General features: G+C 64.7%; 18 protein-coding genes and 1 pseudogene. 13 read left to right on the top strand and 6 right to left on the bottom strand.

Going from position 1 to position 26292, the window contains the following annotated elements:
• Window positions 1–108 precede the first annotated feature (108 nt).
• Window positions 109–1425 (bottom strand): FHA domain-containing protein, encoded by a 1317-nt coding sequence (locus tag ACIBG0_RS11395; RefSeq protein ID WP_397031564.1) that lies wholly within the window; start codon window positions 1423–1425, stop codon window positions 109–111.
• Window positions 1426–1540: 115 nt separating this feature from the next.
• Between ACIBG0_RS11395 and ACIBG0_RS11390 the strand changes: the two genes are divergently transcribed.
• From ACIBG0_RS11390 to ACIBG0_RS11360, 7 genes are all read left to right on the top strand, one after another.
• Window positions 1541–2746, top strand: a complete 1206-nt coding sequence (locus ACIBG0_RS11390) for a hypothetical protein (RefSeq protein WP_397031562.1) — start codon at window positions 1541–1543, stop codon at window positions 2744–2746.
• 238 nt (window positions 2747–2984) lie between these two features.
• Window positions 2985–4187 (top strand): hypothetical protein, encoded by a 1203-nt coding sequence (locus tag ACIBG0_RS11385; protein WP_397031560.1) that lies wholly within the window; start codon window positions 2985–2987, stop codon window positions 4185–4187.
• 8 nt (window positions 4188–4195) lie between these two features.
• Window positions 4196–5389, top strand: coding sequence for a hypothetical protein (locus ACIBG0_RS11380; RefSeq protein WP_397031558.1), 1194 nt, complete (start codon window positions 4196–4198; stop codon window positions 5387–5389).
• Between the two features lie 124 nt (window positions 5390–5513).
• Window positions 5514–6596: a hypothetical protein gene (locus ACIBG0_RS11375; protein ID WP_397031557.1), complete on the top strand. Its 1083-nt coding sequence runs from the start codon at window positions 5514–5516 to the stop codon at window positions 6594–6596.
• A gap of 98 nt (window positions 6597–6694) precedes the next feature.
• Window positions 6695–8287, top strand: coding sequence for a serine/threonine-protein kinase (locus ACIBG0_RS11370; RefSeq protein ID WP_397031555.1), 1593 nt, complete (start codon window positions 6695–6697; stop codon window positions 8285–8287).
• A 377-nt stretch (window positions 8288–8664) separates the two neighbouring features.
• Window positions 8665–9000 carry a WXG100 family type VII secretion target gene (locus ACIBG0_RS11365; RefSeq protein ID WP_397031554.1) on the top strand — a complete coding sequence of 112 codons (336 nt, stop codon included), beginning with the start codon at window positions 8665–8667 and terminating at the stop codon, window positions 8998–9000.
• Between the two features lie 33 nt (window positions 9001–9033).
• Window positions 9034–9327: a WXG100 family type VII secretion target gene (locus ACIBG0_RS11360; protein ID WP_397031552.1), complete on the top strand. Its 294-nt coding sequence runs from the start codon at window positions 9034–9036 to the stop codon at window positions 9325–9327.
• Between the two features lie 70 nt (window positions 9328–9397).
• Here ACIBG0_RS11360 and ACIBG0_RS11355 read toward each other — a convergent pair whose 3' ends face one another.
• The gene (locus ACIBG0_RS11355) at window positions 9398–10843 is read right to left on the bottom strand and encodes a type VII secretion-associated protein (protein ID WP_397031989.1); all 1446 of its coding nucleotides are present in this window, start codon (window positions 10841–10843) and stop codon (window positions 9398–9400) included.
• Window positions 10843–14883, bottom strand: coding sequence for a type VII secretion protein EccCa (gene eccCa / locus ACIBG0_RS11350; protein ID WP_397031551.1), 4041 nt, complete (start codon window positions 14881–14883; stop codon window positions 10843–10845). Before eccCa ends, ACIBG0_RS11355 begins: the two co-directional genes overlap by 1 nt.
• A gap of 174 nt (window positions 14884–15057) precedes the next feature.
• Here eccCa and eccD point away from each other — a divergent pair, with 174 nt between their 5' ends.
• From eccD to ACIBG0_RS11335, 3 genes are read left to right on the top strand one after another with little or no spacing between them, the layout of a single operon-like run.
• Window positions 15058–16524 carry a type VII secretion integral membrane protein EccD gene (gene eccD, locus ACIBG0_RS11345; protein WP_397031549.1) on the top strand — a complete coding sequence of 489 codons (1467 nt, stop codon included), beginning with the start codon at window positions 15058–15060 and terminating at the stop codon, window positions 16522–16524.
• Window positions 16521–17927: a type VII secretion-associated serine protease mycosin gene (gene mycP / locus ACIBG0_RS11340; RefSeq protein ID WP_397031548.1), complete on the top strand. Its 1407-nt coding sequence runs from the start codon at window positions 16521–16523 to the stop codon at window positions 17925–17927. The genes eccD and mycP overlap by 4 nt, the downstream gene beginning before the upstream one ends.
• A gap of 60 nt (window positions 17928–17987) precedes the next feature.
• Window positions 17988–18737 (top strand): potassium channel family protein, encoded by a 750-nt coding sequence (locus ACIBG0_RS11335; protein ID WP_397031546.1) that lies wholly within the window; start codon window positions 17988–17990, stop codon window positions 18735–18737.
• 1 nt (window position 18738) lies between these two features.
• On the opposite strand, the gene eccB is transcribed toward ACIBG0_RS11335, so the two are convergent.
• Window positions 18739–20226: a type VII secretion protein EccB gene (gene eccB, locus ACIBG0_RS11330; protein ID WP_397031544.1), complete on the bottom strand. Its 1488-nt coding sequence runs from the start codon at window positions 20224–20226 to the stop codon at window positions 18739–18741.
• Between the two features lie 111 nt (window positions 20227–20337).
• Between eccB and eccE the strand changes: the two genes are divergently transcribed.
• Entirely contained in the window at window positions 20338–21987 is a 1650-nt protein-coding gene (gene eccE, locus ACIBG0_RS11325) for a type VII secretion protein EccE (RefSeq protein ID WP_397031542.1), read from the top strand.
• 130 nt (window positions 21988–22117) lie between these two features.
• Here eccE and ACIBG0_RS11320 read toward each other — a convergent pair whose 3' ends face one another.
• Window positions 22118–22678 carry an NADPH-dependent FMN reductase gene (locus tag ACIBG0_RS11320; protein ID WP_397031540.1) on the bottom strand — a complete coding sequence of 187 codons (561 nt, stop codon included), beginning with the start codon at window positions 22676–22678 and terminating at the stop codon, window positions 22118–22120.
• Window positions 22679–22809: 131 nt separating this feature from the next.
• Here ACIBG0_RS11320 and ACIBG0_RS11315 point away from each other — a divergent pair, with 131 nt between their 5' ends.
• Window positions 22810–23646, top strand: coding sequence for an NAD(P)H-binding protein (locus ACIBG0_RS11315; RefSeq protein ID WP_397031538.1), 837 nt, complete (start codon window positions 22810–22812; stop codon window positions 23644–23646).
• Window positions 23647–23781: 135 nt separating this feature from the next.
• Complete coding sequence (locus tag ACIBG0_RS11310) at window positions 23782–24780, top strand: GAF domain-containing protein (RefSeq protein ID WP_397031536.1); 999 nt, start codon at window positions 23782–23784, stop codon at window positions 24778–24780.
• A gap of 518 nt (window positions 24781–25298) precedes the next feature.
• On the opposite strand, the pseudogene ACIBG0_RS11305 reads toward ACIBG0_RS11310, so the two are convergent.
• Window positions 25299–26267 (bottom strand): annotated as a pseudogene (locus ACIBG0_RS11305) (NAD-dependent epimerase/dehydratase family protein); the annotation flags it as partial.
• Window positions 26268–26292 lie beyond the last annotated feature (25 nt).

Here is a 26292-nt window from a genome sequence, read left to right as displayed (position 1 = left end):
ACGCGCCCGACGATGCTCGGGCGGCGAACGGCGAGCCGGGCGCCGTGCCCTGTTACCCATGTCCGCACGAAATCAGTTGCCGCGCTGGGCAGATGCGCGGGACAACCCTCAGCCGAACGGTGGGGGCGCGGCCGGCTCGAAGCGCAGCACCCGGTTGCCGATCATGATTTCGGTGCCGGGTATCAGGCCCATCGGCTGGTTGGGTGGTAGGCGGATCCAGTCGCGGTAACCGGGTAGGCGGGTGCGGGTGCCATTGGTAGAACCCCGATCCACCAGGGACACATCCCAATTCACCAGCACCACCTCGGCGTGCGCGCGGGACATGCCGCCCGAGGAGTCCTCGACCTTCAACGGCACCATGCCGCGGCGGGCCTGTTCGGAATGTTCCGGATCGCGGCCGAGGACCGCGTCCGCGGCCAGCATGTAGGTCATGCCGTCGTCGAGGACCAGCATGCCCAGCGGCGGTCGAACCACTTCGATCAGCTGCTGCGTTTGATCCACCGGCATCCCGCAGACCGTGCAGAACGCCGAGCGCGGATCACTCGGATGCGCACGCGCGCACTTGAATCCCATCACCTTGACGGTCAGTGCAGTGGACTTCGCGGTGGCCTCCAGCCTGCGTTGCAGATCCGGATCCGGGCGCGGGGCCGGATTGGTGCCGCCCATTTGGGTCGGTGCGTGATGCGGGTCGACCGGTTCCTGTTCCTGGACCGAATCGAGCATCGCGGTCGAGGCGCGGGTTTCGGTCAGCTGTGGTTCGGGCACGGGGTGCGGTTCGGGCGCGCGACGCTGGGTCGGTCCCGAGTCGATGCGCGCGGTCGGTGGTCTCTCGGGCCGCGACGATTCGGATCGACCACGCACCGCATCGGACCAAACGATCGCACCGCCCGCCTGTGCGATTCCCTCGACCAACCAGCCGATTCCGCGATCAGCTGGCAGCTCCGGAATGCGGCCATCGAGGTCGTCGACGAAGAGCGCGACCGCTCGTGTGGGCAACGATGCGACCCGGTCCACCGTGAAGGCAGCATCGCTGCCCCGATAGCGCTCGATTGTGCCGTCATCGGCGAGCACCGCGGTAACCCCACCGTGCAGGAAGATCGCCACCCCGCCGGTCTCGGCAGCGGACAGGATGCCGAAATCGATCGGCTCACCTGGACTGATCCGCTCGGCATGCGTCATCAGCCAGCGCGTTGCCGCGCGCGCGACCAGTGCACCCGGTCCTTCGGGATGCTGTTCGGCGGCGTCGCGCACGAGTTCGGCCAGCGATTCCAGCGCGATGACGGCGGGTGCGTCCGCAGTGGGGCGCCCGTGCCCGCGATGTGCGACGACCACCACCGCACCCGCGACCCGAGCGACGGCGTGACCTCCGACAACGACCTCAACCTGCCGATCCTTCAACGGAATCGGCCTTCCAGAGGTGCGCATCGCGGGGTCGTCGCCACATCGACAAGGGTATTGCAAACCAAGCCCTGAGGGGTCCCCGTCCGCGGCGTCCGTCCGGTAACTTCGAATGCACATCGGGAGGAACGAGGGGCCTGTCATGGTTAGGACTTCGCGGATCGCGCTCGCCGTGGCATGTATCGCGGTGACCGGGGTGCTGGCCGGGTGCAGCGGGGTGCAGGGTACGCCGCTGGCGGCCGAGCAAGACGTGCGCAAACTCGAGGTCGGCACCTATCCGGTCGATCGACACAAATACGACCAGGCGGCGGGCTCGAATGGGGCGCTGGTCGAGGGTATGCGGATGTCGGAGGCCGTGGTCGCCAGTTCGAAGATCGACCCGTCGCTCACCTATGGACGTGAAGGCAAGGTGCTCAGCAGCATCGACGATGCCGTCGAACACGTGGCGGCCGCGTCCAAGCCGGTGCTGGTGAACCGCAACTACCTCACCGGGTACGCCACCAGCGGTTCGGACAAGCCCGATCCGCCCGGTCAGACCCGGCCGTCGGCCGACACCACCGCGATCACCAACGTCGTGTTCCGGTTCCCGGACGAGGCCACCGCGAAGATCGCGGCGCGCGAACTCGAGGACGCCGATATCAACGTCTCCCCCGACAACCGCAAACTCACGTCGAACAAATATCCGGATGCCTTTATCCACTGGCGTCCTGGCATTGCCAATATCGGAACCTTCATGGCGCACAAGGAGTTCGTCATCTCGCTGTTCGTCGGGCGGCCCCGGGCGGAGAGTTCGGACCTGGTGGGCTGGGTCGAGAAGACACTCGATGCCCAGGTCCCCGCATTGGACAAATTCCAGGCCACGCCGAAGGACGAATTCAGCAGCCTCGAGGTCGATCCGGAAGGCATGCTGGCGCGCGTGGTGGTCGCCGATCGCCGTGGGCACACCCCGAATGCCGATAACTTCGCGGTCTACGGACCGAGTTACTTCGTGCAGTCGGCCGAGGACGAGAGCAAAACCCAGAAGCTGGTGGACGAGGCCGGAGTCGAGCGGTTCGCCATCGTCGACAACGGTTCGGTCACCCGTGTGCGGGACTATCCGGCCGCGCGGAAATTCATCGACGGGCTGATCGACGAGGTGCGCGACACCTTCGACCCGATCGACGCACCCAAGGACGTTCCGGGCGCGAAGTGCTTGCAGCTCAACAGCAAAGGCGATCCGGAGCGACAGTACAAGTATCGCTGCTATGTCCCGTACAAGCGGTATGTCGGTGTAGTCACCAGCGATAAGGAACCGGATGTGCGACAAAAGGTGACGGCGCAGTACGCGCTGCTGGCCAATAGTCTCTGATATACAGCGGGTCTGAGGGATCGGTGGAGGACGATCCCTAACCGGCTCGCGCCGTTGGCAACTGGCCCGCGGGCTGGAAGCGGTCCTCGCTGGGAGGCTGGCACCGATACTCGAATCCCAGGTCGAGGTGGCGGCGAGTCGATGTCCTTCCCGAAATGGCCCCGGCGCTGGCGACAAGTGTGAAGTAGGATCCCGCGAGGAGTACGAACGGGGAGAATGCATCCTGAACGGGGGAAGTATGAGGTACCGAGGCGGTTTCGTCGCGGTGCTCGCCGTGATAGCCGCAGCGAGCGTGAGTTGTTCGACGACTGTGACAGGACAACCAGGGCCCGGGCTGGCTCGGGTCGATGTGGCGGCATTGAAGACCGGGGCATATGCCCCCGAGCCAACTGCCTACGCCCCGGACATCACCAGCATCCCCGACCTGCGGCTGATCGAAGCGCGCCGGATGCTCAACTACCTGGTTCATCCGTTCGAGATCGATAGCGAAATCAGCGAGACAACAAATCAGACGTTCATGACGAACGCCGATTCGATGATCAGCGAGAAATCCTTTCCCGAACTATATCGTCCCGTCGCGACGGACAACAATCTCCTTGCGGGAGTTTATGTCTCCGGCACCAACGGTAATCTCCGCACTCGTAAGAAGCTGATCATCTCGGTACTGCGTTTCCCGACCGACACGGCCGGGCGAGCCGCCGCCGACCAGTTCGATCACCTCACCAACAGCAATCCGGGCCGTCATCCGGTGGCCATTCCGGGACATCCGGATGCGCGGGCCTCCTCGGCCGACGACAAGACGGTAACCTCATTCGTCGCGCGCGGTCCATACGTGATCGTCGCGAATGCTGCTCTACCCCAACCGGATCAGACAATGGTCGCCAGCAATATCGCTAAGGCCATCGACCTGCAGACCGCTCGATTGGACCAGCAGCAACCCGTACCACTCGACGATCTGCTCGACCTGCCGACGGATCCGGACAACATCATGCGCCGCGCCCTTCCCGAGGCCCCGGACTTCAGCGACCCGTTCATCGGCAAACGTGATTTCGGCTATTTCGAACCGTCCGGCGAACTGCACTTCGAACGCAATCCGATCGAGGTGCGCAAGGCATTCGATGAGAGCGGAGTCGATCTGGTCGGCCGTCGTGGCGCGATCCTCTATCGCGCGCGTGACCTGTCCGGCGCCTTCCACCTGCAATCCGTGCTGGCCAAGACCGGCAAGAACGACGAGATCATCGCGTCGCCACCGGGCCTGCCCGATGTTACCTGCGTCAAGCTCGATACCAGGGACGACACAAGGAATTACGATCAATATTGCGTCGTGGTCTATGGGAGGTACGCGGCCGTCGTCATCGGGAGCACGTTCACCGGAAACCTGGATCCGGTGCTGTATCAGCGCGCCGCCGCTCAGTACGCAATCCTGGCCAAGAGCGAATGAGTCCGACTATGCGATTCCGAAACAGCCTGTACGCGATAATCGCTGTGGCCCTTGCGGCGAGCACCGCCTGCGGTGACAGCAAGGACACAACTACCCCGACCATCGACATATCCAAACTGGATTCCGGGAACTATCCGACAACGCCACGCGATATGGAATCCACGCGCACAACGGATTCCGGAGCCAATCTGGAGTCGGTGCGGATCGGAAACTCGGTACCGCTGCCTTTCGAAATAGACGGGAAGTTCGCTTTCCAGCGCCTGGCGTCCGTTGATGGGCGAACTACCCTGAAATCCCCAGCAACCATGACGTCGATCGCGAGTAAGGAGTTCCCCGACCTCGCACAAGGGCTCGTCGCCGGGTGGGAATCATCTGGCGAGCGACGCAAAAACCCGTGGGTCGGCAGCTCGGTAATCATTGATACGCTTCGATTCTCCGACGCGACCAAGGCCGAGACAGCCGCCCGTCGCCTTGCGAACCGCCAGGCGGAGGTGGATCCCGGCGAGACCGTGACGATCCCTGGGCACCCGAGCGCCCGTGCGAAATGGTCGCCAGTCAAGCGGACCCTGGATTCATTCCTCGCGCATGACAGCATGCTGCTCTACGTGTACATCACCGATCCGGTCAGCGAACCTGTCGACACCGCGCCGCTGATTGCTTTCACCCAGGCCGCTTTTACCAAGAGTATCGAGGCACTGAAGAACTATTCGCCGACGCCGATCGAGCAGCTCGGGTCCCTTCCGCTGGATACGGACGGCCTACTCGGCCGGACTCTGCCGCTCGAAGATCGGCAAATGAGCATTTCCGGGATCGATCGGACGAGGCTCATGACCGCCCGCAGTGCGCTGCCTTCCGAGACCTTCCCGGCACTGTCCAAAGCCGCCTTCGATGACGCCGGCGTCGATCTCGTCGCATACTCCGGCGAAAAGGTATTCCGCACTCGTGATGTCAGCAGCACCGTCCGCCTGATCGCCGCGCTTATCGATCAGCGTTCGGATGGATACCGTTCGATCGACGCGCCACCGAACTTGCCGGATGCCAAGTGTTTCGACACCAAGGATAAGAAGACCTCTGAACTCAGTTATCCGCCGGTGTGCTATCTCGCCTACGACCGATACGTCGCGAAGGTACAGGGAACCAATGTGCAAGAGGCGTATCAAAAAGCCGCTGCGCAATACAAGTTACTTGCTTACGGGCGTTAGGGGAGGCATGAAGCTCGCTACCAGGCCGACGGCCGTTCGAATAGTGGTGGCCCTGTGCACGGCCGCGGCATTAGCAGGGTGTGGCGCGCAGGTGACCGGGCAGCCGGTCCGCGTGGAGCCGGACGTGTCGAAGCTCGATGTCGGCAACTATCAGACCAAGCCGCGCCAAATGGGTAATGCCAAGAGCAACAAACAAGCTCGAACACGGGAGGCACAACGACTGGCCGACTACGTAGCGTTGCCCTACGAAGCCGATCCGTCCTACGTCGAGGATGCCTGGGGCATCGCGACGCATATTGTCCTCAACCGCAAGACGCTCGGCAGCCTCGTCATCAACGACACCTTCGATGATGTCGCAAAGGATTTGGTCGCGGGTTGGGTCAACGCGTGGCGAACCGGAGGTGCGCAGGAGGACAAGCGACGAACACTGAGTGTCGCTGTGCTGATGTTCCCAGATGCGCAAACCGCGTCAGCAGTCGGACCGACGCTCGAACACGACGACTTCACCTACAATGCCGACAATCAGCCTGTTGGGATCGAGCAGCCGAATACGTACGCCCATTGGCGGCCGGGCATTTCCTCTATCGGCTCGTGGACGGTGCGCGACCGGTACGTCGTCTACATCAAGGTGGTGGACGATACCTCGGCACCCGATCTGCCCGCGTTGACATCGCAGGTCGAGAAGATGCTCGGTGTGCAACTGCCGCTGCTCGACAAGTTCCAGCCGACTCCGGCCGGCGAACTCTCCCGTATACCGCTCGACCCACAGGGTTTGCTCGGCCGAACCATACCCAGCAATCCGGAAAGACCCATCCGCGCGGAGCCCGATGGTGTTTTCAGCGGCCGCGGGACCGTGTCGTTGATGAACGCAAGCCAAACAACACTGCCGGAATTGGAGAAGCACGGCGTCGATCTGGTGTCCTTCGGTGATGCCGTTGTCTTCCGCACCAAATCACGGAAGGATGCCGACGATCTCTGGACGAAGTGGCAACCATTGAAGCCCGATCAGAAGATGATCGGCGCACCGGCCGGACTCGGCGAACATGTGCAATGTTTCGCCGATGGCGTAACCGACAAGAATCCGACCGGCTCGATGAATCTGTGTATGTTCCAGGTCGATCGGTACGTCGTGCAGGCGTTCGGGAAACAGCTGCAGGATCTGCACCAGAAGGTCTCCGCGCAGTATGTCCTGCTGCAGAGCCGCTGAGGGCGGTTCGGATGCGACTCGAATACCAACCGACGACTTGCTAGATTTCTGACGAAGGCTCGTGTGTCCGGGCGTTCGACATCATCGAGGAGGACCGAATGGCGTTGCGGCCCGGCGCAATCGTAGGCGGCTACCGGGTACTTCAAGTTCTCGGCAGCGGCGGGATGGGCACGGTGTACCTGGCCCAGAACCCGATCCTTCCCCGTCGTGACGCATTGAAGGTTCTCAGCGCCGATCTGTCCACCGATGACGAATTCCGCGCCCGCTTCGAGCGCGAAGCGAATCTGGCTGCCGGACTCGATCATCCGAATATCGTCGCGGTGTACAACCGCGGCGAGGAGAACGGCCAGCTGTGGATCGCCATGCAGTACGTCGACGGTGTCGATGCCGCGGACGAGGCTAAGAAGGGCCCCTCCGTGATGACACCGCAGCGCGCCCTGCGGATCGTTTCCGAGGTGGGCAAAGGGCTCGACTACGCGCATCGACGCGGGCTGCTGCACCGAGATGTGAAACCGGCGAACTTCTTGCTCTCCGCCGCCGAAGAGGGCGATGAGGAACGAGTGCTGCTCACCGACTTCGGTGTCGCGAAATCCTCCGAGGACGGCCAAGACCTCACCGCGACAGGCAATTTCATGGCCACCGTCGCCTATGCCCCGCCCGAGCAATTGGTCGGAACCAGCCTGGACAACCGCGCCGATATCTACAGCCTTGGCTGCGCATTCTTCAAGCTGCTTACCGGACAGAACCCATATCCGTCGACCATGCCCGCCGTGGTCATGATGGGCCACCTCCATGAGCCGCCGCCGAAATTGAGCGCGGTTCGACCGGGTCTGCCGCCCGGGTTGGATGCGGTGATCGAGAAGGTGATGGCCAAGGACCCGACGCAGCGCTACGCGACGTGTCGCGAGTTCACCCAAGCCGCCGAGGCCGCCCTCTACGGCGCGCAATTCCGAGCCCCGGAAGTCGGGTACTCGACCGATAACCGCATGCCTGTCGCCGGATATTCGACCAACCCGACGATGCCGGTCACCGGGGACCCGTACTCCTCCGGCCACCACCTTCGAACCCGAACACCTGCTACCGGATTCGCGCCGCAGGAGGATACGGACCAAAGCCTGATCGCGACGCAGCGAAATCACGCACCACGGTCTGCCATCCGCCGCTTCCTGATACCAGCGGCTCTCGCCGTGGTTGTTATCGCCGCCGTCGCGGCTGGAACATTTTTCCTCACCAACGGTGGATCTAATTCCGGGGCCAGTGGCGACAAGGTGGCCGAAGCGCGCAGCGCCAACCCGCAATTCTCGGGAAAGACCGTCACCGCATTCAATTTCGGCAACTCGACGCTGTCTGTGGTGCTCAACCCCAGCGACCAATCCAAGTTCCTGCAGAACCTGGGCTTCGTCTACAGCACCAAGTACAAGGCCGTCGGCGATGAGAAGTCGCCACGTGCACTTTCGGCCGCTAGTTATTCGGCGGACATCGATTCCGAGGTGGTTATCGTGCTGCGGACCGATAGCCAAGCCGGGAATGGTGGCCTGCGTGGCTTGCCGGGGAGCATTCTGTCCAGCAACGCGAAGATCGTGGTGGTCGATGACCCTACGACAGTGCAGGCGTTCCAGGTGTGGACCGCACAGTCGCAGGACACGCTGGCGGACAAGATGGTTCCGACAATCGCCAAGGTCGTGAAGTAGCGCAACGCGAGGTGATCCACAGCTCTTATCGAACTGGGATCCGTCTTGTAGACGCGAGAGCGCGCTGTTCGGTAGGGTGATCGCAGCCAGCCCACTCGCCAGTTCAAGTGGCCGCGAACAGGGGGAAGGAGGGGATCGGTGTGCTGGTGGCGACCGAGACGACGACATTGCGGTCCGAGACATCCGGGGGGATCTCTGAGGCCCTCCGACCGTGATGAAGCCGGTCGACAACGCTACAGCGCCCGTGCGACGCGGTGTATCTGCCAGAATTCTTTCGAACTGGATGGAACCGAACGGGCCCAGGACGCGTCCAACCATATGAAGAGGTCAACTAGCACTTGGGACGTTGACCAGAACCAGAACCAGGAGCAGAAGCGATGACTTCACCAGGGAATTTCGCTGCGGATACCGAGGGTATCAATGCAAAGGCGAAGGAGTTCCAGGAGCAGCACAACAGCCTGATGCTCGCCATCCGGCAGTTGAAGACCGATGAAGACAACATCACGAACGGCGCCAACTGGCAGGGTGCGGCTCGCGACGCGTTCAACGCCTTCATGGAGCGCTACTACTTCCAGGCTGACAAGATGAACGACCAGCTGATGGAGACCTCCGAGAAGCTGCTCAAGATGAGCAACTCGTTCTCCGATCAGACCAACGACTTCGCCTCCAAGGTGCAGGCTCAGGTTTCCAGCCTCGACCTGCCTGCGGTCTAAATTCCAGAATCACGCAGCATAGGAGCCTGAACAATGAGCAGCAGCAAGCCGATCTCAGCCAATTTCGACGGTGTCGCCGACGGTGCCCGTCAGATCATCAACCGCGCCGAGACCATTCGCAACGAGCTCGAGGCGTTCGAGAAGAAGGTCAAGGCGTTCTTCGACACCCAGGGTGGTCAGGCGAAGGAAGCGTTCGACCAGTACCAGACGACCTGGAACCAGCATGTCGTTCAGCTGAACACGACCCTGCAGGGCGCCGCTCAGCTCGTCGACAAGGGCAACTCCGAGCTTCAGGGCACGGACACCGCGCTCGCGGGCCTCTTCTGAGATTCGACTCGGAACCATTCGTGCCCCCGGCATTTGGTCGGGGGCACGAATTACTTTTGGGGAACAGCGATTACGGCGTGGTCTGAATGGATGCCGCGAACTGCTCACAGGTCTGCGCGATCGAGTCCCCGCTACCGAAGTACTGGCATCCGGTGCTCACCTGAAGTCCATGCTCCACCAATACATGCCAGCTCACGGTTGAGCCGTCGCCCGGCTGTTCGGTGTAGGCCAGGCCCGATTTACCGCCGAATACGATGTCGCGCTTCAGCTCGCTGACCGTACCACTCGGCCGCTGCTTCATCTGGGCCTCGAGATTCGCCGCGACCTGCTCGTATCCGGTGCCCGTTGCGACTGGCGTCTGGATCAGGGTGACGCGCATCCGAGTTCCGTCCGACGGGACGAGATCAACCCGCGACTTACTCGGGTCAGGCGCCTGCGCGAATCGCCATCCGGCCGGTATCTGAAAGCGTACGTGCCCAACGGTTTCCGCTGCTTTGGCCGTAGTCGACGGCGGCGCGCTGATCGACGGCGCCGTGGGACGCGCGGAGACAGCTGTGCTCGCTGGTGCGGCGGTTGGGTGGTCCTCCGAGCCGCCGAACGCGAACACCGCACCGACGGCCCCGGCCGCCACCACCGCAACCGCAGCCACGGCACTCACGACGTACACCTTCGTATTGCGCCGACGCGGCTGCATTGCGGCTGCCCGCTGCCGCAGCGGCTGCATCCACTCCTCGGTCGGCAATGGCGCGACCTCGGGCTGATACTCCGGTTCCGAGCGCGGTCCGCGCACTAGGTCCCCGCCCGTTACCGGACGGACCTCGACCTCCGGTCCACGGAGTTGCTGCGCCACTGACCTGATCAGATCCAGCTTCGGCGGATCCGAAACACCCACCGCCTGAACGACATCGGCGGGGTGCCCCCCGAGCAGGCGATCGAGGAGTGCGGCCAACTCGTCGACCCCGGCCGCATCCGGTGCGATATCGGATATCGCGAGATTCGGTTCGTGCTCACACGATTCGATGTGCACGCCCTGATGGCTACGCACGACAGCGGTCGCTGTGGTCGAGAGCGGGCCGAACTCCAACACGACCGTGCGCCTGCTGCGCGCGGTACCGGCATCGGCGACGACGGCGCGTATTGCCATGTCCTCGAACACAATATTGGTCGCGAAGCGCCGCACGGCATCGTCGATGACCGCACGTCGCCGCCTGCCCCATTCGGTCGGGCACACGACGGTGACCTGTTCGCACGGAATCGCGGCACCGAGGTTGCGCAGGACGGTACCGACCACCGCGGTCATCGTTTCGGCAACCGCGGGTACGCGCGGCAGCAGAGCTATCCGGTCCCCGCCGACATACTGGACCGCGGAACTCACCTGTGTCGGCGGCGTAAGCGGCTCTCCGACAACGAGATCCCCATCGCTTCCGAGTACCACCGAGGGCGGTGCATCCCAATGAGTGGCCGGACCCCGTGCCCAGACGCGGGTGTCCGTCACCACCAGATCGATGTTCGACATCACTCGGCCGGCGGCATCCAGGCCAACTGGATCAGACCTTCGCTGTTACGCGTGACGTAGGTACCGCGCCCGGGCGGCTTGATACCCGGTCGGGTGTTACCGAACAACACACCCTCGTCCTTATTGCAACTCATAACCAGCGCGGCCGAACCGAGATCCTTCATGCGCGCTACCGTCGCTTCGTACATGGCCCGGCTGGCACCACCGGAGCGGCGAGCGATGATCACGTGGAAACCAAGGTCGCGTGCATGCGGCAGGTGGTCGACCAGTGCCGACACCGGGTTGCCGCTGGAGGACGCTACCAAGTCGTAATCATCGACGATGACGTACAGTTCCGGACCCCGCCACCAGGAGCGGTCACGCAGTTGCTGCGGCGTGACGTCAGTGCCCGGTGTGCGCTGCGCGACATAGGCGGCGAGATCAGCCATGTTCTGGGTGAACTGCGGTGCCGTGGAACCGTATCCGGCGAGGTATCCGTCGGGCACGAGTCCCAGCATCGACCGTCGGTAGTCACCGAGGATGAAACGTGCCTGATCCGGTGTATTCGAGGCCGCGATGCTCTCGATGATCGACCGGAGCAATGTCGTCTTACCGCTTTCGGTATCACCGATGACGATGAAGTGCGGACTCTCGTTGAAGTCGAGGTAGACCGGTGCCAGCTCGGATTCATTGATGCCGAGCGGAATTCGCATGCACTTGGCTTCCGGGTCGACCTGTGACGGCCAATTGCCCGCGAGTTGCAGCAACTGCTCGCGCGGCAGCATTTCCGGCAGCATTCTGGCCGCGGGCGCGGGTCGGCCCGGGGTCAGGCGGGCAATGGTTGCCACCGCATCGGCGACGGCTTGGCCGAGGTTGTCCTGATTCGCGCTGCCATCGATGCGCGGCAGACCGGTCAGCATGTGCAGGCACTCGGGCGTCATACCGCGGCCCGGACGACCCTGCGGCACAAGCGAAGCGAACTTGCGGCCGAGGTCGGAGTCCATGGGGTCACCGAGGCGGAGTTCGATGCGGGTGCCGATCTGGTCTTTCAGGGCAGGTCGCGCCTCGGCCCAGCGGTTGAGGGCGATGACGACGTGCACGCCATAGGAAAGGCCCTGTACCGCAAGGTTCATGATCGGCTGCTCGAGCGGGTCGAAGTCTTGGCGGATCGAGCTGAACCCGTCGATCACCAGGAAGACATCGCCGAATGGATCCTCGTGGGCACCGGCCGCGGCCGGACTGCTCGCCGGGTCCATGGCGCGCAGACGGCGGAACTCGATCATCGATTCGATGCCGAGTTGACGGAATCGCGCCTCGCGTTGACGGACGACCGTGGTCATTTCGGCAATTGTGCGGCGGACCTTGTCCTCATCGAGACGGCTCGCCACCGAACCCACATGCGGCAGGCCTTCGAGGCTGGCCAGAGTACCGCCACCGAAGTCGAGGCAATAGAACTGCACCTGTTCGGCTGTGTGGGTGAGGGACAGGGCCATGATCATGGTGCGCAGAGCCGTTGACTTGCCCGACTGGGGACCGCCGACAACGGCGACATTGCCTCGTGAGCCCGACAGGTCCACCACGAAGGGATCGCGGCGCTGGTCGTAGGGTCGGTCGACAATGCCCATGGGGGCGCGCAGGGTGGCGATGGCGGAGTATTCGCCGGTGAGCACGCTGCGCGGGATGAGTTGGTCGAGGGTGGGGGCCTCGTCCAGGGGCGGGAGCCAGATCTCGTGCGCCGGGCGGCCGTGGCCGCGGATGCGGGAGGCCAGCATATTGAGGTTGGAGATCTGTTCGCCGTCGTCGGACTGCGGTTCGGGATCGTGGGTCGGCTCGGACGGCAGCGGGATGCGGTCGATGGCGCGGAAGTCGACGTGGGTGGCGGTGAACGGCCTTGCCTTGACGTCGATTTCGCCACCGGCGACGCCGGCCTGGGTGACCTCGCGCTGCGAACCGCCACCGACGTAGGGCCCGGAGACATAGGCGGCCTGGAAGCGCTGGATCTCGCCCGAGTCGGACTTGAGGTAACCACCACCGGGGATGCCGGGCAGGTTATAGGCGTCCGGGACGCCGAGGACCTGGCGGGATTCATTGGCGGAGAAGGTCTTCAGGCCGATGCGGTAGGACAGGTGGCTCTCCAGACCCTTCAGCTTGCCCTCTTCGAGGCGCTGCGAGGCCAGCAGCAGGTGCACGTGCAGCGAGCGGCCGAGACGACCGATCATCACGAACAGTTCGGCGAAATCCGGGTGCTGGGTGAGCAATTCGGAGAACTCGTCGAGCACGACGAACAGCGCGGGCAGTGGGTCCAGATCGGCGCCAGCGGCGCGCGCCTTCTCGTATTCGGAAACGTTGGCGAAGTTGCCCGCCTGGCGCAGCACCTCTTGGCGGCGATTCATTTCACCGGCCAGGGCGTCGCGCATACGGTCGACGAGATCGGCTTCCTCTTCGAGGTTGGTGATAACGGCGGCGACGTGCGGAACGCCGTCCAGGCCGAGGAAGGTCGCACCGCCCTTGAAGTCGACGAGCACCAGGTTCAGCTGGTCGGGCGAATGCGTGGCCAATAGGCTGAGCACCAGGGTGCGCAGGAATTCCGATTTACCGGAACCGGTTGCGCCGATGCACAATCCGTGCGGACCCATACCGCTTTCGGCGGCTTCCTTGATATCGAGTTCGATGGGCGCGCCGTCCGCGCCGACACCGAAGGGCACGCGCAACCGCTCGCGGCCGTAGCGCGGACGCCAGGCGTGTTCGGGATTGAATGTGCCGATATCGCCGAGCTTCATCAGCTGGGTCCAGGTCGAAATCACTTCGGCATCATCGTTTTCGACATCGCTGCTGCGCTGAGTCGCGGCGCGATACGGCGCGAGGCGGCGGGCGACCTGCTGAGCCTGCTGCGGGCTGATCCGGTCGATGAGCGCGAAACGCTCCTGGTTGCCGGTGGCCCCTCGACCGACGCATTCACCGTTCTCCACGACCATCTTGATGCCGCGCGAAACCGCCAAACGCGGTGCGTAGCCGCACAAGTCGAGGATGGTCACACCTTCGTAACCGGATTCCCGTAATTGGTCTTCTTCGGCCTCGAGCAGGCCACCGTCGACGACTATGACGATATGCACCAGGTTGGCGTTGGCGGGCTGGTTACGGGAGTAGCGCACGCGGTTGGCCAGCAATGGATGCAGGCCCGCGGTGGCCTCCCGGATCGAGCCGTAGAACATACGCTGAGTGCCGATGCCGTCCTGCGCATCCGGGTGCTGGGTGTGCGGCAGCCACTTGGTCCACTCCCATTCGCGGGCGGTGTCCGGACCGCAGACGACGGCGATGAGCACCTGGTCCGGGGCCTGGAACATGCACAGCTGCAACAGCATTGCGCGGGTCATATCGCGAGCTTCGGCACGGTCGCCGTCGAGGGCGATGGTCGCGAAGCCCTTGACCGCGATCGCGGTCGGCAGATCCGGCACGGTGGAGTGCGCGCGCACGAAGCGGCGCAGCGAGACCGCCGCGATCGGCTCCAATTCCTCGACCGGGCCGGTCTCCGGCGCGACCAGACGGGTGGCCAGACGCTGTCCACCGATGCCGATGCGGGCGTGGCAGAAGTCCTTGTCCCCGGCGCGGCGTTCCCACATCCGGGAAGTTCCGGCCAGCATCCAGATCAGGGCCGGCTCCGGATGGCTCCATTCGACCGAAGCGCGCTGCTGCGTTGCGGTCTGGTCGACATCCTTGCGGACCTGGTCGAGGTAGCGCAGATAGTCCTTGCGGTCCTCGTTCGCCTCGGCCGCCTTCTGTCCCTTGCCGCCGCCCTGACCGGCGAACATGCCGACCATGGAGACGACCATCATCATCGGGAACATCATGCTCATCGGGTTCGACGCGATGCTGCCGCCCTGGGTGAACAGCAACGCCATCATGCCGACCATGCCGACGACCATCACGACCGGCATCAGCTTCGATACCAGACTGCCCGGTGTCACCCTTGGGATTTCGGGCGGCGGCTGCAGCGTGACCTCGCCACCCGGCGAGCGCGGCATCTCGCGACGCGCACGCCGCTGGAACCGGACGGTACTCATCGAACGAGATCCCCCTCTTCGCAAGCTGCGCTTTTTCGGCCTCAGTGTAGAGGGCACAGCTGACATGTCGTACAGTTCGACCAGCATTCTGCTGCCCGAACGGTGGGTTCGCAAGCTCGGCCCCCTCGCTCACGGGACGCGGAAATACGAGGTAGAGACCGAGTTGGGGGAAGCTTGACGCACGCGCGACTTGACCACATCGACGAAGAATCCTCGCGCGGCATCGTCCGTGCACCCGACCTCGCCCGGGTCACGATTCTCGCGAAGCACACCCAGGTGGATATGGCGATTCCGGTCGATGTGCCGGTCGCGCTGGTGATTCCGAGTGTCGTCGATATGGTCGCTCAACACAGCCGCACCAACGATTTCGACAATGAGGGCGAGCGCTTCGAGCCCGCCGAGTGGGTGCTGGCCCGAATCGGCCATCCCCCGTTCTCCAATTCGCTGAGCCTCGGCGAGCACGGTGTGCGCGACGGCGAACTGCTCATGTTGGAGAGCGCCTCGCATACCGCGCCGACGCCGCTGTTCGACGACATCATGTACAACGTCGCGATCGCCGACGCCGATCACTATCGCAGTTGGACACCGAAAGTCGCGCGGATCACCGGTTCGGTGCTCGCCGCGCTCACCATGATCGTCGGCTGCCTCGGTCTACTGCTGTCCAAAGACGCACTGCCGGGCTGGGTCAGCGGTTCGCTGGCATTGACCGTGGCGATTCTGCTCGTGGTCGCTGGCATGGTGCTCAGCCGGATGTACGGCGATACCGCGACCGCGCTGGTGCTCGGCGGCTGCGCGCTGCCCGCCGCGTTCACCGCCGGAATGCTTTACGTGCCAGACGATTACGGTTGGGCTCATCTACTGCTCGGCTCGGTAATGCTCGGCGCGACAGCGGTTCTCGCCTGGCGCGTCACCGGCGTCGGGCTCGCGCTGTTCATCGGCGCGGCCACACTCGCGGTGTACGCGGTACCGGCCGCGCTGGTCGGCGTGCTGACCGACCAGGAAGAGAAGGCCATCGGTGCGGTCGTCGCCGCATTCGGTCTCGCGGGTCTTTCACTCTCGCCACGGGTTTCGATGCTGCTGGCCAAACTGCCACTGCCACCTGTCCCGTCCCCCGGCACCCCGATCGACCCCACCGAGGACGACCCGGACGACCACCGGGCGCTGCCGACCATGGAAGTGCTGCGGGTGAAATCCGAGCGGGCCCGCATGTATCTGGCCGGACTCGTCTCGGCGACCACGCTGGTCTCGGTGGCGGGTGCGTTGGCGTCCACTGATCCGAGGGCCGGTGATCCGTACTGGCCGGGTATCGCGCTCGCGCTGGTCACCGCCGTGGTGCTGATGTTCCGCAGCCGGACCTACGCGGGTGCGGAGCAGGCCGTGGTGCTGATCGCGGGCGGTGCGGCGATCGTGCTGATCATGATGGTCGGTGTCGCTATCGGCATGGAGCAGCCGCTGGCCGTCTTCGGCGCCGCGATGGTGGTGCTGGTGGCCGCGCTGATTCTCGGAATCATCATTCCGAATCAGTCCGCGACACCGCCGATGCGCCGTGGCGTCGAATTGCTCGAGTACGGGTTCGTGGCCGCCGTGCTGCCGCTGGTGTTCTGGGTGGCCTCGCTCTACTCGCTCGTTCGCGGGCTGTGAACCGGCATGTGCGCGTCGCGGCGGCGGCCGTGGCGTTGGGCCTGAGCGCGTCGTTGGGTCTCGGTGCCGGCGCCGCTTCCGCGGATCACCCGCCCGCGGTGAATCCGGGTCTGCTGCCCGCGGGTGATCCGGCCGCGCCGCCTGAAAAGACCGAGCGGCCAGCGAATTCCGATTGCTCGAATACCGTGTCCGGTGGTGAGGGCGCAACAATTCCGACCGCGCAGCGCTCCCTCGATCTGGACAGCGCGTGGCGGTTCTCCAAGGGAGAAGGCCAGACCGTCGCCGTCATCGATACCGGTGTCGCGCGGCATCCCCGATTGCCCGGATTGATCGCCGGTGGCGACTTCGTGGCGAACTCGGGTGACGGCACCGAGGACTGCGACGGACACGGCACCTTCGTCGCAGGGTTGATCGCGGCTTCCAAGATCGACGGTCAGGGGTTCTCCGGTGTCGCACCGGAAGCGCGCATCATGACCATCCGTCAGACCAGCAAGATGTATCAGAAGGAAGGTCGGGCCAGGGAGCGCAATCCCGACGACCTGCCCGAGGGCTACGGCAATCTGGCCACCATGGCCTCGGCGATCCGGCGTGCGGCCGATGCGAACGTGAGCGTCATCAATATCTCCGAGGTGTGGTGCGGCTCATCCAATGACGTCGACGGATCCATCGGTGCGGCAGTGCGATACGCGACGCTGGAGAAGGACGTGGTGGTGGTTGTTGCCGCCGGAAACCAGGACGGCTCCTGCAAGACCGAACAGCAGATCATCGATCCGCTGCGTCCGTCCGCCGACCCGTGGAGCAATGTCAAGGTCAATGTGAGCCCGGCACGCTGGGACGACTATGTGCTCTCGGTGGGTTCGATCGATTCGAACGGCGCGCCGTCGAAGTTCACCGTGCCCGGACCGTGGGTGAGTGTGGCCGCGCCCGGCGAGAATATGACGTCGCTCGACCCGCGCGGCACCGGGACCGCGACGGGCACCGTGAATCAGCAAGGGCAGCAACAGGCGATGAGCGGGACGAGCTTCGCGACGCCGCTGGTTTCCGGTGTGGTCGCGCTGGTACGTGCCCGCTTTCCAGATATGAGCGCGTTGGACGTGGTCAAGCGGATACAGGCCACCGCGCACGCGCCCGCCGAGGGCTGGAGCCCGTATATCGGCTACGGCGCGGTCGATCCGGTCGCGGCGCTGACCGACGAGGTGGACAGCACACCGCTGCCGCCCAAGCGGCCGAGCCCGGCCAAGAGTGCCCAGCTCGCCGTGCCGAAACCGCCTCCGCCGCCGGACAATCGAGCCCGCAATGTGGCGCTGATCGGCACCGGGGTCATCGGGAGCCTTTTGGTGCTCGGCTACCTCGCCTCGTTCCCGATCCGCCGCCGGTTCGGGGTCGACTCCGACGATCTGTAGCGTCGTCGTGGCGAACAGCGGTACATAGAGTGTCGCGCCCGATCGATACAGGTAGTTCCCATGCACGCAGCACCCAGCCATCCGAGTCGTCGACAAGCCTGGGAACACGCGACCGGTATCCCGATGCTGGTGCTTGCCGTGCTCTTCATCTGCGTCTACGCCTGGCACGTGCTGGATACCGGTGTGTCACCGCGTCTCGATACCTGGCTCGAACGCATCGACATCATGATCTGGGCGGCATTCGCGGCGGACTTCGGCATCCGGACCTGGCTGTCCGGCGATCGCTGGCGGTTCGTGCGCACACATCCACTGGAACTGGTGATCGTGCTGTTGCCGCCGTTCCGCCCGGTGCGGCTATTGCGAGCAGCGCTGTTGGTGCTCGACCAGCTCAACCGCAACCGGGTGACGCGCGCCCGGTTAGCGATATTCGTCGGCACCAGTTCGGCACTCACGCTGGTGCTGTGCAGTCTGGCGTTCTTCGATGCCGAATACGGCGCACCCGACAGCAAGATCCACAACTTCGGCGATGCCCTGTGGTGGTCCATGGTGTCGGTGACCACGGTCGGCTACGGCGATGTGTATCCGGTGACCGTGCACGGCCGCCTGATCGCGCTGATACTGATGACGCTCGGCATCGGCCTGATCAGCTTCGCCATCGGCACCACGACCAGCTGGCTGATGGATCAGCTGAAAGCCGTCGAGGTGACCGCCGATCGCACCGAAGGTGAGATTACCGTGCTGATCGACGAAATCCGTGCACTACGAAGCGAAGTCGCCGAGCTGCGCGCGGCCTCGAAGTCCGAGGATTAGCTCAATTCGCGGAGGCCACAGGCGATTTCGAGGGTGATGGGTCTGCGGCGACGCCGTCGTGGGCGACCATGGCGTCCGCGCGGGACAGGCTCGGACCGGCCGCGAGCAGGCCCACGATCGGCCACGGTGCTGGTTCGGCCTTGGTGCCCGAATCCGAATCCATGCCGAGCGCCTTTTCCGCCTCGGAATCCTTGATGCCGTAACGGACACCGGTATCGGCGATGTAGAACTTGCTGTCCTTGCGGCGACTGTCGGGTTCGATGCCGGTGGTCTGAACGAAGGCGCCGGTGCCCGGCGGGATGTAGACCGAGTCGGCATTGGCACCGGAGCCGTCGGCCTGGGCCAGCGGTACGAGTTCGGCGCTATCCGGAATCGGCAGGGCCACACCGGTGAGCACCGTCACTTCGGCGCGCTTGCCGCCGTCCTTGTTCTCAGCAGCCGCAGCTAGCGGCTTCCACGACAGACAGCTGACGGGATCATCCTTGGCCTGGATAAGCGACGGAGCCGACTGCGGATAGTCCCCGACCGGCAGCGCCCGAGAGACGTCCGCGCGGGTGCGCTCGATCTGTTCGATCCAACTGTTGCTGCCACTAGTCGGATTGCTATTGCGGATGATTTCGGCGGTCACCCGGGAGACCGGCTGGAGACCGTCTTGCAGCACCACATAGTTCAGTTCGGGTTCGTTGGGTACCTGTACTACGTCCCCGATCCGGTGGCCGCTGACCGAGTAGGTCACCGAACCGCCCGGGTTATCGATGTGGGGTGGCTTGATCGGCAGCACTTCGGGAATCGTATTGAGCAGACCCTCACCGATCGGCCGAGCGGTAGCGCCGGTGATCTTCAATGCATCGGTGACAGCGCGGTCCTTGAGGTCGACGCGGGCGCGCTTACCGTCGTAGACCAGATACGCCGAGTCCTTGCCCTGGACCAACAGCGCCCGGTCCTTACCCATGACCGAGGCCTTCTCACCGAGCGAGAGACTTCCGGCCAGCACCGAGGTGGTGAAATCCTTGCTCCCGTCCACCTTCAGTTGATCGCAGACGGTCCAGATCCGGCCCTTGCCGTCGGTGTCGAAATGCAGCGAAGACGGTGCGCCCGGAATGCCGATCAGCTGGCCGCGGGTTTTCTTGCCGATCTCGGATTCCTTGACGATGACGGCCTTTTCCGGCGATCCCGCGGCCAGCCGGGCCGAGGCGAGATTCAGCGTCGGATGCGCCACATCGTTGATCATCACGTAGACGGCGCCGGATTCCTTGCCGATCAGGATCTTGTTGCTGCCTACCTTGTCCTGCGGACGCAGCAGTGCGAGCACGCCACAACCGGCCAGCACCACGATCGCCATGATCAATCCGGATGCGTAGGCACGGGACTGGGAGCGCATCGGATCGTGCAGCATGCGCACGTCCCGGCGCACCAGCGCGTGTTCCATCCGGCGGACCAGGAAGCGGTAACCGCTCACCTGCCAGCGTGTAGTGGGTTTTGAAGGCATGTTTCCCTCCCCGAACAATGCTCGCGTTCGCCGAACACAGTACAGTTCCCGAGGACTATTGTTCAGCTCGGCCGCTGCGATACGGCCGTACCGGGTACTTGGGGGACGACGATGGCCGAACAAGGCGGCGCGGGACCACGCCCGCTGCTCGGGCGCATCTCACTGCCGAATCTGCTGATCGCGCAGGTGATCGGGCTCGTTGCCGGACTGCTCGCCTTATTGGTCGGGCTCGCCGCATGGCCTGCGTTGAGCGTCGCGATGGTCGTCGGACTGCTGCCGCTGATCCCGGTCGCCAAGCGCACCATCCTGGATTGGATCGGCACGTGGTGGCGCTACATCACCCGCCGCGATTACGAACTCGGGGATACCGTCGACTTCCGCGGCTCGGACGGTCGCTCGGCCGGGTTGTACTGGGACGGAACAAGAGTCGTCACGGTCGTCGAAGTGCTGGCCCCCAAGGGCGGGCTGACTCGGATCGCTCGCACCACCGTGCACGCCTCGCATCTGCTGCCGCTGCCGGAATTGGCGAAATGCCTGAACCAGCACGACATTCTGCTCAGCGGTATCGACATCATCAGCCACGGCCACCGCAGCCGTTCGGGTACGCCCGCGGGCAAGATCTACGAATCGCTGCTGGGTCCGTTGCCCGCCACCGCGCACCGGAATGTGTGGCTCGCCATTAGCTTCGACGCGATCGCCTGCCCGGAGGCCGCCGCCCGGCGGGGTGGCGGTAATGAGGGCGCCTCTCGCGCGGTAACCATTGCGACGCAACGCATTATGCGCACACTCGAGGACGCCGACTGCAGCGCGCGCATCCTCACCGCGCCCGAGATCCGCAAGGCGGTTCTTCAGGTCACGCAGGGCTTCGATCCGCGCACGCTGACCCACCGCTGGCGGTACGCCGAAATCGGCAACAGTGTGAATATCGGTAGCGCGGTCGATCCGAAGCGGCTCGGCTCGGATCTGCTCTCGCAGCTCTGGGTCGCGCCGTCGCGCGGTACGACCGTGGCGGTGCGGCTGCGTCCGGGTAGTTCCGCCGAGTCGGTGAGCATCGGCGCAGCCTGGCGGCTGACCACGCGGGAGCTCCCGGAGCGCACGAAGCTCAAGGGTCTGATCTCGATGAACGGACGGCAGCGCGATGGTCTGCTCGCGCATCTGCCGCTGGGCATTCCGGATCTCGACGACGCGGTTCCAGTGACCGAGTATCCGATCGATGTGATCAGTGCGCTGCATCTACCGTCGTCGGGGTGCGGTCAGCTGATCGGGTCGGATGACGAGGGTCAGGGTGTCGCGGTCCGCATTGTCGGTACCGGTATCTCGACGGTGTATGTGGCCGGTGAGCTGTATCTGGCTCAGCAGTTGGTATTCCGCGCGTTGGCGGTCGGTGAACGCATCCTGATCCGAACCGATCGGACGCATGCCTGGGAGAACCTGGTGACGACCATCGGGAATCCCGAGCGGCTGCAGATCGCGGTGGAGACACATCAATCCGATGCCGGATTCACCGCGACGGTGGTCGACGGTGTGCTGGCGCCCGCGCCGCACGCCGGTGTCACGACCATCTATGTGACCGGAGATCCCATGGGCTGGCCCGCGACTCGGCCGGACCTGTCGATCCACCAGCCGGGCGCCATCGGGAACCATGTGGTGCTGCGGACCGGTACGGCTCAGGTCGACCTGACGCTGGTCTCCATCCCCCGCGAGGCAACCTACATCGGCCACCCACGCGGCCGCCGCGCAATGGCAGACAGCCCGCAGTAGCCCTGCCCACCACTCGAATGGTGGCTCGACGCGCTCTCGACGTTTGCCTGCATGGATGCATAGTTGTGGCGCGCGCACGCCCGCTATTCGGGGTGCGCAGGTTGGGCAACGGGTTGTGCGGCCCCGCGGGTCAGCCTGGATAGGGGTCTGCGGTCCGGGCGGCGCGGAGAGTTCGTGCCCACCAGGCCAATTGGCGGATCAGGCGGTCGACGGCATCGATGGCGGCGCCGTCTTGGGTATTGCCGGATTTGTCGAATTGCTTTTTGGCCTGGTGGAAGCTGACGGTTTCGCGGATGGAGACCATGTGGATTTCGGCGACTACCTGGCGGAGTTGCTCGACGGCGCGCAGGCCGCCGGAGAGGCCGCCGTAGGAGACGAAGCCGATGGGTTTGGCGCGCCATTCGTGTTTCGCGTTGTCGAAGGCGGTTTTCAGGGACGCGGGATAGCCGTGGTTGTACTCGGAGGTGATGGCGACGAAGGCGTCAGCGGCGGCCAGGCGCTGGCGGTAGGCCTCGACCTCGGCGGTGACGGTCAGGTCCGTCGGCAGAGGGGTGGCGATCAGATCGATGACGCCGGTGTCGAATTCGGGGCTCGCCCGGACCGTGCGCAGAAACCAGTCGGCGACCACCGGAGCGAATCGCTCCGGGCGCGTGCTGGCCACGATGACCTCTAGCCGTAGCGGAGTATCCACCGCGCGAGCCTAACTCGGTGAGCCGACGGTACGGTCGAGGCGGGTGCGGCGATCTCGATTCATTCGCGGAGATCGGCCGATGATTCCGCATGATGGACGGGGCAGCCCGGTACGACTCTGGAGGAGACGGCATGATCCTGGTGACCGGTGCGACCGGCAATATCGGCACGGAACTGGTTGCGGCACTGAATAATTCCGGCACTGCTGTGCGCGCGCTGGTCCGCGATCCCGCGCGGGCACGGCTGCCTGCCGGTGTCGAGGCGGTGACCGGCGACCTGAATCGGCCGGAGAGCGTGACGCAGGCCATGGACGGGGTCACCGGAATATTCCTGCTGCCGGGCTACACCGACGCCCCCGATCTGCTCGCACGCGCGAAGAAGGCGGGCGTTCAGCACATCGTCCTGCTCTCGGGTGGTTCGGCGGCGCTCGAGGATATGAACAATGCGGTCTCCGCGTATATGACGCAGGCTGAGCGGGACGTGCGCGAATCCGGTCTGGCGTGGACCTTTCTGCGCCCGCGCTCGTTCATGTCGAATGCGCTGCGCTGGCTGCCACAACTCGAACAGGGCGATGTGATTCGCGCTCAGTTCCCCGATGTACCGGTCGCCGCGATTGATCCCGCCGATATCGCGGCCGTCGCGGCGGTCGCCTTGACCGGCGGCGCACTGGCCGGGCGCATCCTCGAGCTGACCGGCCCGCAAGCGCTCGTGCCCGCCGATCAGGTCGCCGTGCTGGCCGACGTGCTCAACCGGCCGCTGGTCTGCCAAGGCTTGACGAATGCGCAGACGCGGGCCGAACTCGAGGCCTCCATGCCGCAGCACTACGTCGACGCATTCTGGAGCTTCTTCGTCGACGGCACCCTCGACGAATCCCAGGTCTACCCGACCGTGCATGAGGTGACCGGCCGAGAACCGCGCACCTTCGACCAGTGGGCCCGCGCACACGCCGACGCCTTCGCTAAGGCTTGAGCGGTCGCAGCATTCGACAGGCCCATTGAATGCAGTTCGTCCCGAACTACGTGCTGAGCTTCTTCGTATCGTGCACGATATGCGTTGGCTATCAGCGGTGATCTTGACGTAGATTCGAGTTCGGGAGGGGGCGAAGTGATCATCGAGCGCTGGCTATTGATCGAAACGCTCGGCCGTGTCGACAGCTGGTCGGTGTTGGCCATTGGCACTTCGCCACGTGAATGGAAGTCGTTTCAGCGGGCCGTGCCGGGTCGGTTGCAGCCGCTTGTCGCTGCTGCGTATGCGAGCGGATCGATGGTGGATCAGGTGCTGCCGACCTCGCGGCAGGCGTGGTCGGGACAGCATCTGCGAGCCGTGCCGATATTGGGTACGGATCAGCAGGTGTACGCGATCCATCTGTGGGTCGGCGCCGGGAATCCCCCACCCGCGCCGGGGGTAGCTCCGTTTGTCATCGATGCGCGCACACGCAAGTTGGATGCGCTGACGCGCGGCCTCTGGCCGGATTTCGCGCCCGATCGCACCAGCCGGATCGGTGCCGAAATCTTCGAGATGGTCGAAAGATTCGATGGCGCACTGGATCTCGTCGCGAACCTGACCCGCTCCGAGCCCGATTCCCGGTGGCTGGGTACGGCAACCGTGCGCTCGAAGACGGGCCCGCGCTCCATACTGGCGGCCACCCGCAACGCGGATACGGTAGCCGAACGGCACCGCTGGCGTGGTCTGGCCGTGGATGTTACCGATACCGTTGCGCCGCAACACAAATCCTTCGAGGCGACCGCCCTCGATATGCTGCGCCGCGCCCAACCCAACCTCTACCTCGCGATCGTGGACACCGCCCAGATCCGCTTGATCCGCTGGGTCACCGAACCAGTTCCCGCAATGCGCTGGGCCAGCATCGACGAACGCACCGTCCCCCACCCCGCCGACCGACCCCGGATCATCGCCGCCCGCAACGCAATGCGCTCCGGCGCAGACCACCACCAACTCCGCGCCGTCCGCCTGGCCAGCGAAAACAGCGGATGGATTATCACCAACCTGGAAATCTCCCCCCTTCCCGCCACCACCCCGAACTCCCCCGCTCCCGAATTCGTCCTCGTCCAACTCGAAGTACTGGATTACCCCGGACCCAGCTGACCATCCTGGGCCTGCGACCCCAGCCTTGCTGGGCGCGATCACCGCGACCACCATCGGCACCTAGCAGGCCATCGTCGAGGGCGCCGAAGCCGATCATCACTGCCCCTGGCCGCGAAAGCATGCGGCCCCGCAATGGCAACGGTGCTGCGCACCAGATTTACGCCCCCATACGCAACGCAGCCGATCCAGCGAACGCACCCCGACCACCGCCGCCCCCAATCGAGTCAGGCGCAAACCCACCACCAGGCGGGCGAACCCGTCCCGGCCGCCGGAGTCGCCAACTCGGGTTAGGGCGCAGGCATCACATTCGGATCGGCATCCTGGCTCGCTGGCTCCGGTTGGGGTGCGGCCGTCTGCGCATTCGGCACCGGAGCGTCCGGGCGGGATTCGGACCGCACGATCGGCGCGGCGGGCCGAGGTTCCGGACGAACCCGATGCTCGGGTGTGGTCGGCGGCGACGGAGCAACTCGCACATGTAGTGGAGTGGATTCACGTTTGGCTGGCTCGACTGCGGGAGCGGCGAGTTCGGCGAGGCCCTGGGTGGGTGCGATTCGGGCAGTGAAACCCAATGTGCGCCTGGCTCGTTCGGGGTCCGCGGCGAGGTGGCGGGCGTCACCGAGGTGGTAACGGCCGGTTACCACAGGGGCGGGGCCGCCGCGCGCTTTGGCCATGATCGAGGCGACTTCCCACAGGGTGATGGGGTGTCCGGAGGCGATATTCAGGGGGACGAAACCCGGTGGACGGCGGTCGACGGCGGCCACAGTGGCGGCCACGATGTCGTCGACGTGCACTACGTCCCTGACCTGTCCACCGTCCTCGCCGACCAAGGGCGGACGGCCCTGGTCCAGTGCGGTGAGGAAGTTTCCGATGAAGCCGGTGCGCGTGCCTTCGCCGTAACCGTTGTGGTAGCGCAATGCCGTGACGGCAGCGCCGGTGGCCAAACCCCAAGCGAGCGCATAGTTTTCCTGCGCCAGCTTGCTGGCACCATAAAAGCCGCGCGGACGCAGCGGCGCGTCCTCGGTGACCGGCTCCCAGGTGAGCAATTCCCCGGTGCGCGGCGCCAAGTGGTCGAACATGCCACGATCCAGATCAGCGCGCCGCCGCAGTCCGGGGTAGAACGGACCGCTGTTCACTCCGCGATACCGACCCTCGCCGTACACCACGATCGAGGAGGCGAGCACCAGATGACGTACCTTCGCCCGCCCCATCACATCGAGCAGCACCGCCGTCCCGAGATCATTATTCGTGGCGAATACGGCCGATTCGGTCCCGGAGGTGACGGCAGCGAGATGACAAACCGTATCGATGCCGCGCAGCAATGGCTCGAGCGCATCGGCATCGCGCACGTCAGCCCGCGAAACACCGTCCGGCACTTCCACATCCGGCTCGAGTAGATCGATCGCGACCACGTCGTGCCCGACCGCGGCCAACGCCCTCCGCAACCGTGCCCCGACGAAACCGGCAGCCCCGGTGACCAGCACTTTCATCGCATCCGCACCTCGCGTTTCGGCT

Source organism: Nocardia sp. NPDC050630, from assembly GCF_044457245.1.
GTDB lineage: Bacteria > Actinomycetota > Actinomycetes > Mycobacteriales > Mycobacteriaceae > Nocardia.
The sequence above is the reverse complement of the archived record's forward strand: the minus strand, read 5'-3'. Positions and strand labels throughout refer to the sequence as shown.